8 protein-coding genes and 1 pseudogene are annotated in these 9,292 nt (G+C 66.3%); 3 read left to right on the top strand and 6 right to left on the bottom strand.

Annotated elements, in window-relative coordinates:
- A pseudogene (locus DWV11_RS19140) lies at nucleotides 1-390 on the top strand (hypothetical protein); the annotation flags it as partial.
- Nucleotides 391-492: 102 nt separating this feature from the next.
- Here the strand turns inward: DWV11_RS19140 and DWV11_RS19135 are convergent.
- The 3 genes from DWV11_RS19135 to fdxA all read right to left on the bottom strand — a co-directional run bounded on the left by DWV11_RS19135 (nucleotide 493) and on the right by fdxA (nucleotide 3,508).
- Nucleotides 493-1,776: a citrate synthase gene (locus tag DWV11_RS19135; protein ID WP_115790460.1), complete on the bottom strand. Its 1,284-nt coding sequence runs from the start codon at nucleotides 1,774-1,776 to the stop codon at nucleotides 493-495.
- 242 nt (nucleotides 1,777-2,018) lie between these two features.
- Entirely contained in the window at nucleotides 2,019-3,167 is a 1,149-nt protein-coding gene (gene dapC / locus DWV11_RS19130; protein WP_115790459.1) for a succinyldiaminopimelate transaminase, read from the bottom strand.
- A gap of 14 nt (nucleotides 3,168-3,181) precedes the next feature.
- On the bottom strand, nucleotides 3,182-3,508 hold the full coding sequence (gene fdxA, locus DWV11_RS19125; RefSeq protein ID WP_018776555.1) for a ferredoxin: 327 nt from the start codon (nucleotides 3,506-3,508) through the stop codon (nucleotides 3,182-3,184).
- A 140-nt stretch (nucleotides 3,509-3,648) separates the two neighbouring features.
- Here fdxA and DWV11_RS19120 point away from each other — a divergent pair, with 140 nt between their 5' ends.
- Nucleotides 3,649-3,879: a putative acetyltransferase gene (locus DWV11_RS19120; RefSeq protein WP_210725792.1), complete on the top strand. Its 231-nt coding sequence runs from the start codon at nucleotides 3,649-3,651 to the stop codon at nucleotides 3,877-3,879.
- Nucleotides 3,880-4,014: 135 nt separating this feature from the next.
- On the opposite strand, the gene DWV11_RS19115 is transcribed toward DWV11_RS19120, so the two are convergent.
- On the bottom strand, nucleotides 4,015-4,389 hold the full coding sequence (locus DWV11_RS19115) for a hypothetical protein (protein ID WP_115790457.1): 375 nt from the start codon (nucleotides 4,387-4,389) through the stop codon (nucleotides 4,015-4,017).
- 27 nt (nucleotides 4,390-4,416) lie between these two features.
- Nucleotides 4,417-6,333 (bottom strand): translational GTPase TypA, encoded by a 1,917-nt coding sequence (typA, locus tag DWV11_RS19110; RefSeq protein ID WP_115790456.1) that lies wholly within the window; start codon nucleotides 6,331-6,333, stop codon nucleotides 4,417-4,419.
- A gap of 283 nt (nucleotides 6,334-6,616) precedes the next feature.
- Between typA and DWV11_RS19105 the strand changes: the two genes are divergently transcribed.
- Nucleotides 6,617-7,459, top strand: a complete 843-nt coding sequence (locus tag DWV11_RS19105) for an SGNH/GDSL hydrolase family protein (protein ID WP_115790455.1) — start codon at nucleotides 6,617-6,619, stop codon at nucleotides 7,457-7,459.
- Nucleotides 7,460-7,576: 117 nt separating this feature from the next.
- Here the strand turns inward: DWV11_RS19105 and DWV11_RS19100 are convergent, their stop codons facing one another.
- Entirely contained in the window at nucleotides 7,577-9,280 is a 1,704-nt protein-coding gene (locus DWV11_RS19100) for a dipeptide ABC transporter ATP-binding protein (RefSeq protein ID WP_115790454.1), read from the bottom strand.
- Between the last annotated feature and the right edge of the window lie 12 nt (nucleotides 9,281-9,292).

The following is a 9,292-nucleotide window of genomic DNA, read 5'->3' as shown; positions in this document are numbered from 1 at the left end:
ATCCACGTCGTGGACCTCGCCGAGGGGCACGTCGCGGCCCTGGACCACATCACCGCCCGCCCCGGGGTGCACCGCTGGAACCTCGGCTCCGGCCGCGGCACCTCCGTGCTGGAAATGCTGCGCTCCTTCGAAAAAGCCGTCGGCCACCCCCTCCCGTACGAGATCACCACCCGCCGCGCCGGGGACCTGCCCGCCTTCTGGGCCGACGCCTCCTCCGCCCTGGCCTACGAGATCACCACCCGCCGCGCCGGGGACCTGCCCGCCTTCTGGGCCGACGCCTCCTCCGCCCTGGCCGACCTGGGCTGGTCCACCACCAAAACCATCGACCAAATGACCGAAGACCACTGGCGCTGGCAAAAAAACAACCCCCACGGCTACAACGCCCCCTGATACCGGGAAAACCAAGCGCAACGAAAAGCGCACAACGAAAACGGCCGCCCACCTTCCAAAGGTGGGCGGCCGCCGTCGTACGGTGTCTGTTTGCGCTGCCGGTTACAGGGCCGGGTAGTCACGCTCCGGTTCCCCGGTGTAGAGCTGCCGCGGACGGCCGATCTTCGTGGCGGGGTCGGTGATCATTTCGCGCCACTGGGCGATCCAGCCGGGCAGGCGGCCGATGGCGAACAGCACGGTGAACATCTTCTCCGGGAAGCCCATGGCCTTGTAGATCAGGCCGGTGTAGAAGTCCACGTTCGGGTAAAGCTTGCGCTGGATGAAGTAGTCGTCAGCCAGGGCCTTCTCTTCGAGGCGCATCGCGATGTCCAGCAGTTCGTCGTTGCCGCCGAGCTTGCCGAGGATCTCGTGGGCGGTGGCCTTGATGATCTTGGCGCGCGGATCGTAGTTCTTGTAGACGCGGTGTCCGAAGCCCATGAGGCGGACGCCGTCTTCCTTGTTCTTGACCTTCTCCATGTAGTCCTCGGGCTTGATGCCCTCGGCCTGGATCTGGCGCAGCATCTTCAGCACGGCCTCGTTGGCGCCGCCGTGGGCAGGACCGAAGAGGGCGTTGATGCCAGCCGAGACCGATGCGAAGAGGTTGGCGTTGGCCGAACCCACCAAGCGCACCGTGGAGGTGGAACAGTTCTGCTCATGGTCCGCGTGGAGAATGAGGAGCAGGTCCAGGGCCTTGACGATGATCGGGTCCAGCTCGTACTGCTCAGCCGGCAGTCCGAAGCTCAGGCGCAGGAAGTTCTCCACGAGGTTCATGGAGTTGTCCGGGTACAGCATCGGCTGGCCGATGGACTTCTTGTGCGCGTACGCGGCGATGACCGGAAGCTTGGCCATGAGGCGGATGGTGGAAACTTCCACGTGTTCCGGGTTGAACGGGTCCAGGGAGTCCTGGTAAAAGGTCGACAGCGCGGAGACGGCCGAAGACAGCACCGGCATCGGGTGCGCATCGCGCGGGAAGCCGCCGAAGAAGCCCTTGAGGTCTTCGTGGAGCAGGGTGTGGCGGCGGATCTTCTGGTCGAACTCTTCCAGTTCGGTGGGAGTAGGCAGGTTGCCGTAGATCAGCAGATAGGACACTTCAAGGAAGCTGGAGTGTTCCGCGAGCTGTTCGATCGGGTATCCGCGGTAGCGCAGGACGCCGGCATCCCCGTCGATGTACGTGATCGCCGAGGTAGTGGCGGCAGTGTTCATGAAGCCGGGGTCGTAGGTGACGGCACCCGTCTGCTTCAGCAGCTTGGAAACGTCGTAGCCCTCGTTCCCTTCGACAACCTTGATCCGCGGGAGTTCGAGTTCGCCGCCGGCGTGGCGCAAGGTGGCGCTGGTGGTCTCAGTCATGGAGTCCCCTTCATGAGGCTCTTGGCCTCCGTAGAAAGCTTGATCCAACCAACTTCCGGTGGCGCCCCCGGGCGCATCCCGCCGGTTGTGGTCCGGGCGATTGGACTGCTTTCCTACGAAAGCCACCATCAATAGTCAGTAATAAGCTACCCCCAGCGCTCGGGAGGAACTAATCCGGGAAGCCCGGTTACTGCCCTGAAGGCCCCGAATGTGCTACAGCTCACAGAGTGGTCGGGGTGGACTCAACTACTGGCGCCCAGGCGCTCCACCGCGGCGTCGATCCGCTCGTCGGAACCCGTCAGGGCCACGCGGATGAAACCGTTTCCGGCGTCGCCATAGAAGACCCCGGGCCCGACCACGATGCCGAGTTCCGCAAAACGCTGCACCGTGTCCCAGGTGGCCTCGCCGGCGGTCGCCCAGAGGTACAGGCCCGCCTTTGATTCGTGGATCTGCAGGCCGAATCCTTCAAGCGCAGGCAGCAGCCGTTCCCGGCGGGAACGGTAGAGATCCTTCTGCGCCAGGACATGTCCGGCGTCGCCCAATGCCACGCGCATGGCTTCCTGCACCGGGTAGGGCACAATCATGCCCGCATGCTTGCGGCTGTTGACCAGGTTGGCCACGATGGCCGAATCCCCGGCCACGAACGCGGCACGGTAACCTGCCAGGTTGGACTGCTTGCTCAGCGAGTAGACACTGAGCAGGCCGTCATTGGAGCCGCCGCTGACCCTGGGGTCGAGGATGCTGGGCACCGCTTCACCGCCGCGCTGGACATCCCACTCCCCCCAGCCGAGCTCGGCGTAACATTCGTCGGAAGCTACCACCGCACCCACCTGGCGGGCCTGCTCTACGATCGCCTTCAGGGACGCGGCGTCCCGGACGCTTCCGGTGGGATTACCCGGCGAGTTGACCCAGACGAGGCGCACCTTGGCGCGGGTCGCGGCGTCGAGCTCGTCGAGGTCGTCCGCGGCGACGGCGGTGGCCCCTGCGAGGGTGGCGCCGATGTCGTATGTCGGGTACGCGACGGTGGGCCGCACTACGACGTCGCCCGGACGCAGTCCGAGCAGGAACGGCAGCCAAGCCACCAGTTCCTTGGAGCCGATGGTCGGCAGGACATCCTTGGGGTCGAGGCCCGGCACGCCGCGGCGGGCGGCGAACCACGCGGACACTGCCTGACGCAGGCCTTCGGTGCCGTGGACCGTCGGATATCCGTGCGAGTCCGAAGCCGCCGCCAGGGCGTCCCTGACCAGCTGGGGCGTCGGGTCAACGGGAGTCCCGATGGACAGGTTGACGACTCCCCCCGGATGTTCCGAAGCCTTGGCGAGGTACGGAGCCATGGCTTCCCACGGGTAATCGGGCAGGTCAAGGCCGAAGGACGGCGCCGCGGAGATCAAAAGTGCACCCGGTCCTAGTGGTCCTGGTTCTGCGGAGGCAGGGCGGCGATGAAGGGGTGGTCCTTGCCGGTGTTGCCGATCTTGGCGGCGCCACCGGGCGAACCCAGGTCATCGAAGAACTCGACGTTGGCCTTGTAGTAGTCGGCCCACTCTTCCGGGGTGTCGTCTTCGTAGTAGATCGCCTCGACCGGGCACACCGGCTCGCAGGCGCCGCAGTCAACGCATTCGTCCGGGTGGATGTAGAGGGACCGCTCGCCTTCGTAGATGCAGTCGACCGGGCACTCCTCGATACATGCCTTGTCCTTGACGTCCACACACGGCTGCGCGATTACGTAAGTCACGTCCCTTGCCTCTCCCAGAGTTACTCCGGGCGGCTGCCCGGATAGTGCATCCGGCCTTGTCCGCCGGACCTATTGAATTCTGAGCTTATTATCCAACAAGCCCGACGCACGAACCTAGCCGGGCGTCCTACTATGAACTGGTGACCCCGTCCCGTCCCCAGGATTTCCTCTTGACCGCCGCCGAAGGAACACGTGTGGTGGTGCGCTACCGGGTCGAGGGAGGCTTCACGGACGCCCTCGGTTACCTCCTGGCCTCCGCCGCCGGTTCCTGCACCATCCGCACCCGGCAGTCCGACGTCGAGATCCCCCTGGAGCTGGTGGTGGCGGCAAAGGCGGTACCGCCGCCGCCACCGAGGCGGAGCGCGCGCTGACGTGGCTCTGCCGCGCGGACATGTCCGTCTTTCGCCAGGAAGCCTGGACATAACAGGTGCTGTCTCGGCCTCAAAGGGTGGACATGCCCGTCCATGGCCGGTCAGCCGCGCAGGACATGTCCGGGAGGGGGCGTGTCAGCCCCGGCGCGTAAACACCCGGCACACCAGAAGCATGACCAAGGTGACGCCGGCGATCCCGTACACCCACACATTCCCGGGCACGTCGGCCAGGATGAGCTGCTTTCCGGGACCGGCTGCCGCGAGCAGGCCCACCAGGATGTAGCAGGCGACGCCGGCCGCCGCCGTCGGGATCAAGGAGCGGTAGCTTCCCGCCAGCAGCAGCTCCAGCGCGGCGAGCAACAGCAGCGCGGCCGCCGGCCCCCAATAGAGTTCGACGCCGGCCAGCAGCACCGTTTGCCGATGCAGCGCGGTGCCGGCGAGGGCAGCAAAAAGGGCCACCGGAAGCGCTGCGGCGATGCCGCGAAACGCTCCGGTGACCCTCCTGCTCATTGATCCAGCCGGGCCGCTGCCGGGCCCTTAGGCCTTGGCGCGGGCGCGGGCAGCCTTGGCGCGCTCGTTGGAGTCCAGGATGACCTTGCGGATGCGGATGTCCTCCGGGGTGACCTCGACACACTCGTCTTCGCGGGCGAATTCAAGGGATTCTTCCAGGGTCAGTTCGCGCGGCGGGGTCAGGTTCTCGAAGGAGTCGGAGGAGGCCGCACGCATGTTGGTGAGCTTCTTTTCCTTCGTGATGTTGACGTCCATGTCGTCGGCACGCGAGTTCTCGCCCACGATCATGCCCTCGTAGACCTCGGACGTGGGCTTCACGAAGAAGGAACCGCGCTCCTGCAGGTTGATCATGGCGAACGGGGTCACCACGCCCGCACGGTCGGCAACCATCGAACCGTTGGTGCGGTATTCGATGGGGCCGGCCCACGGCTCGTAGCCCTCGGCGATGGAGGAAGCGATACCGGCGCCGCGGGTGTCGGTGAGGAACTTGGTGCGGAAACCAATCAGACCGCGGGCAGGGACGATGAACTCCATGCGGCACCAGCCGGTGCCGTGGTTGGCCATGTTGGTCATGCGGCCCTTGCGGGCGGCCATGAGCTGCGTGACGGCGCCCAGGTACTCCTCAGGCACGTCGATGGTCATGTGCTCCATCGGCTCGTGGACCTTGCCATCGATGGTCCTGGTGACCACCTGCGGCTTGCCCACGGTCAGTTCGAAGCCTTCGCGGCGCATCTGCTCCACGAGGATGGCCAGGGCCAGTTCGCCACGGCCCTGGACTTCCCAGGCGTCCGGACGCTCGGTGGGAAGGACCTTGATGGAGACGTTACCGATCAGTTCCTTGTCGAGGCGGTCCTTGACCTGGCGGGCCGTGACCTTGGCGCCCTTGACCTTGCCGGCCAGCGGGGAGGTGTTGATACCGATGGTCATGGAGATCGCGGGGTCGTCCACCGTAATGAGCGGCAGCGGCTGCGGGTTCTCGACATCGGTGAGGGTTTCACCGATGGTGATGTCCTCGATGCCGGCGACGGCGACGATCTCACCCGGACCGGCGGATTCGGCCGGCACGCGCTCCAGGGCCTTGGTGGCCAGGAGTTCGGTGATCTTGACGGTCTTCAGCTCGCCGTCCTGGCGGGCCCAGGCAACCTGCTGGCCCTTGCGGAGGGTGCCGTTGTAGATGCGCAGCAGGGCAAGGCGGCCAAGGAACGGCGAGGCGTCCAGGTTGGTGACGTGTGCCTGCAGGACGCCCTCGGGGTCATACGTGGGGGCCGGGATGTGCTCGATGATCGTCTTGAAGAGCGGCTCGAGATCCTCGTTGTCCGGTGCCGAACCGTCGGCCGGCTGCTCCAAGGAGGCACGGCCCACCTTGGCGGCGGCGTAGACCACGGGAACCTCCAGGACCTTGTCCAGGTCCAGGTCCGGAACCTCATCGGCCAGGTCGGAGGCCAGGCCCAGGAGCAGGTCCATGGACTCGTGGACGACTTCCTCGATGCGGGCGTCCGGGCGGTCGGTCTTGTTGACCAGCAGGATCACGGGAAGGTGCGCGGCGAGGGCCTTGCGGAGCACGAAGCGGGTCTGCGGGAGCGGACCTTCGGAGGAGTCAACCAGCAGCACGACGCCGTCAACCATGGACAGGCCGCGCTCCACCTCGCCGCCGAAGTCGGCGTGGCCGGGAGTGTCGATCACGTTGATGGTGATGGTTTCGCCGTTCGACGACGGGCCGTTGTAGGCAACCGTGGTGTTCTTGGCGAGGATGGTGATGCCCTTTTCGCGTTCCAGGTCGCCGGAGTCCATGACCCGGTCTTCAACCTCGCCGTGCGCTGCGAAGGAGTTGGTCTGTTTGAGCATGGCGTCGACCAGGGTGGTCTTGCCGTGGTCAACGTGGGCCACAATCGCTACGTTGCGGAGATCACTGCGCGAGGCAGTGCGGGTGGTGGTTTCAGACATGCGTTATGGCTCGATTCAGTGGTGAAGTCAGCTGTGGTATCGCGCCATTTCCAAGGACGGAACGCACGACGATCAGACCCTTTGCACAGGGCACCTCCCTAAATTCTAGATGCTGCGGCAATGGTTGGCCTAACGGCAACCGGCCATCCGGGCCAAAAGTGTCTGCCGTCACAGCCCTCCGCCGCAGTTTGTTGCAGAACAGAAATGTGCGGGCCCTGTCTTTTGGGATCCCGATGCCCCAGCATTGCAATGAAGATCGCAGCAAGCCGCCAGGAGAACCACAATGCGAACCCGAAGCGCCGCACTTTTCGGCGCCGCCCCCCTGCTCGCCCTCGCCCTGGTTTGCTCCGGCTGTGCACAACCGTCCGGAAGCGAGGCCGCCGGAACAAGTAAGCGGAGCTCCGTTCCCGTCGCCGCATCGGGCCAGCCCGTCGCCGCACCCAAGCCGCAAGCAGGGCTTTCCGAAGCGGATCCGGCGAGCCTTCCGCCGGGCTCCGTGTACCGGAACCCGCGCAACAACCGCGACGAGGTGGTCCTGGCCGACATCCGGCACACGGCGGTGCTCATCGGCGATTCCCAATCGGAGCCGGAGGGCTCCTGGCCCCGAAGTGCGCTCTCCGCCATCGGCTACACCGTGTTCTACGCGGGCAAGAGCGGAACCGGCTTCGTCGCACGCAACGGCAGCACCGGCAATTACATCGACGCTCTGCAGAACGGCGACTGGCTGCTGCCTTACGGCACCCCGCCCCTCATCGTGGTGCAAGGCGGAGGCAACGACGCACGCCAGGGCGCCGACGACGCCCGGATCACGGAGAACGCAGACCGGCTGCTCGCGGCCCTGCGAAGCCGCTACCCGGGCAGCCGCCTGCTCATGATCGGCACGCTGTCCCGCGGCGCCGCGAACGGCGGGGGCAGGCGCGTGGAGGTCGATGCCCTCCTCGGCCGGATCGCCGACAACGCCGACATCCCGTTCATCAGTGTCGGTGACTGGGTCACACGGTACGACGTCGCCGGGGACCTGGTGGACGGCATTCATCTTGCGGCGCCGGGGCACCGGAAACTCGCCGCGGTCCTCACCCGGCGGCTCTCCGAACTCGGCCTGGCGGCCGACGACCCGGAGTCCTGACGCCGGGAAGCCCGGGCATCCAGGGAGCGGCGCGCAAACGTTCCGGAAAGCGCCACGACGGCGACCTTCCGCCCTGGAGGCGGGAGGTCGCCGTCGTGCGTCCGGCGGGAAGGGGCGCTAGGCCACAGCCGGGGGGAGCAGGAGGCTTGCCCCGGGAATGGCGTTCAGCAAGGCCCGGGTGTAGTCCTGCTGCGGCGCGTCAAAGACGTCGTCCGTGGTGCCGGTTTCCACGAGCTTGCCCTTCTCCATAACGCAGACGTGGTCCGCGATCTGGCGCACCACAGCGAGGTCGTGGGTGATGAACAGGTACGTCAGGCCCAGCTCCGACTGCAGTTCGGTCAGCAGGTTGAGGACCTGGGCCTGGACGAGGACGTCCAGGGCGGACACCGCCTCGTCGCAGATGATCACCTCGGGGTCCAGGGCGAGCGCCCGGGCGATGGCCACCCGCTGGCGCTGGCCGCCGGAGAGCTCGTTCGGGTAGCGCTGCATGGTGCCCTGCGGCAGCGCCACCTGGTCCAGCAGTTCACGGACCTTCTTCTCCCTGCTGGCCGCATCCCCGATCTTGTGGATCCGCAGGGGCTCCTCGATGGTGCGGTAGATGTTGTACATCGGGTCGAGTGAGCCATAGGGATCCTGGAAGATCGGCTGCACCCGCCGGCGGAACGTGAAGAGCTCCTTGCCTTTGAGGCCGGCGGTGTCCACGCCGTCGAAGATGATCTGCCCCTCGGTGGGGCTTTCCAACCGGAGGACCATCTTGGCCACGGTGGACTTGCCCGAGCCGGACTCCCCCACGATCGCCGTGGTGGTACCCCGCTTCACGCTGAAGCTGACGTCGTCCACGGCCGCGAAGTCGGTGCTCTGGCCCATGCCCTGGCGCAACTTGTAGACCTTGCGGAGGTTCCGGACCTGCAAGACCTCGTCCCGGGCGCGGCCTGCAGCCGCCGGTACCAGCAGGTCGGCGGCCTCGACGCCCTGCTCCTTCGCGGACTGGATGCGGCGCGAAGCCAGGGACGGCGCGGACTCGACCAGCCGTTTGGTGTAAGGGTGCTGCGGATTGCGGAGCAGTTCCAGGGACGGCCCCGCCTCGACCACGTTGCCCTGGTACATGACCACGACCTTATCCGCCCGTTCTGCGGCCAGGCCGAGGTCGTGGGTGATGAGCAGCACCGAGGTGCCCAGTTCCGTGGTCATCTTCTCCAGGTGGTCCAGGATCCTGCGCTGCACGGTGACGTCCAAGGCGGACGTGGGTTCGTCGGCGATCAGCAGTTTCGGCGCACAGCTCAGGCCGATGGCGATCAGGGCGCGCTGGCGCATGCCGCCGGAGAACTCGTGCGGGTACTGCCGGGCGCGCCGGTGCGCGTCCGGCAGTCCGGCTTCAGCGAGGACGCGCGCGACGTCGTCAGGACCGTCCGGACGGCCGTTCGCTTTGAGCGTCTCCCGCACCTGGTAGCCGATCTTCCAGACCGGGTTGAGGTTGGACATCGGGTCCTGCGGGACCATGCCGATGTGGCTGCCGCGCAATTCGATCATGCGCCTCTCGGACGCATGGGCGATGTCTTCACCGTCAAGCAGGATCTGCCCTCCGGTGACCCGGCCGTTGCCGGGCAGCAGGCCGATGGCGGCGAGCGCCGTCGTCGACTTTCCGGAACCGGATTCCCCCACGATGGCGACAGTCTCGCCGGGCATGATGCTCAGGTGCGCATTCTTGACGGCCTTGAACTCGCCGGCACCGGTGGTGAAAGTGATGGCAAGGTCCTTGATTTCAAGGATCGGCCGGTCCTGGATCGCGGTTTCCTCGATCTTGACGGTAGCGGTAGTCATCCTCTCGCCTCC

This window comes from Arthrobacter silvisoli (assembly GCF_003369445.1).
GTDB lineage: Bacteria > Actinomycetota > Actinomycetes > Actinomycetales > Micrococcaceae > Arthrobacter > Arthrobacter silvisoli.
The sequence above is the reverse complement of the archived record's forward strand: the minus strand, read 5'-3'. Positions and strand labels throughout refer to the sequence as shown.

Bases quoted from the DNA above. Each gene is read 5' to 3' on its own strand.
- DWV11_RS19135 (WP_115790460.1), bottom strand. From the start codon at position 1,776: ATGACTGAGACCACCAGCGCCACCTTGCGCCACGCCGGCGGCGAACTC.
- DWV11_RS19115 (WP_115790457.1), bottom strand. From the start codon at position 4,389: ATGAGCAGGAGGGTCACCGGAGCGTTTCGCGGCATCGCCGCAGCGCTT.
- typA (WP_115790456.1), bottom strand. From the start codon at position 6,333: ATGTCTGAAACCACCACCCGCACTGCCTCGCGCAGTGATCTCCGCAAC.
- DWV11_RS19105 (WP_115790455.1), top strand. From the start codon at position 6,617: ATGCGAACCCGAAGCGCCGCACTTTTCGGCGCCGCCCCCCTGCTCGCC.
- DWV11_RS19100 (WP_115790454.1), bottom strand. From the start codon at position 9,280: ATGACTACCGCTACCGTCAAGATCGAGGAAACCGCGATCCAGGACCGG.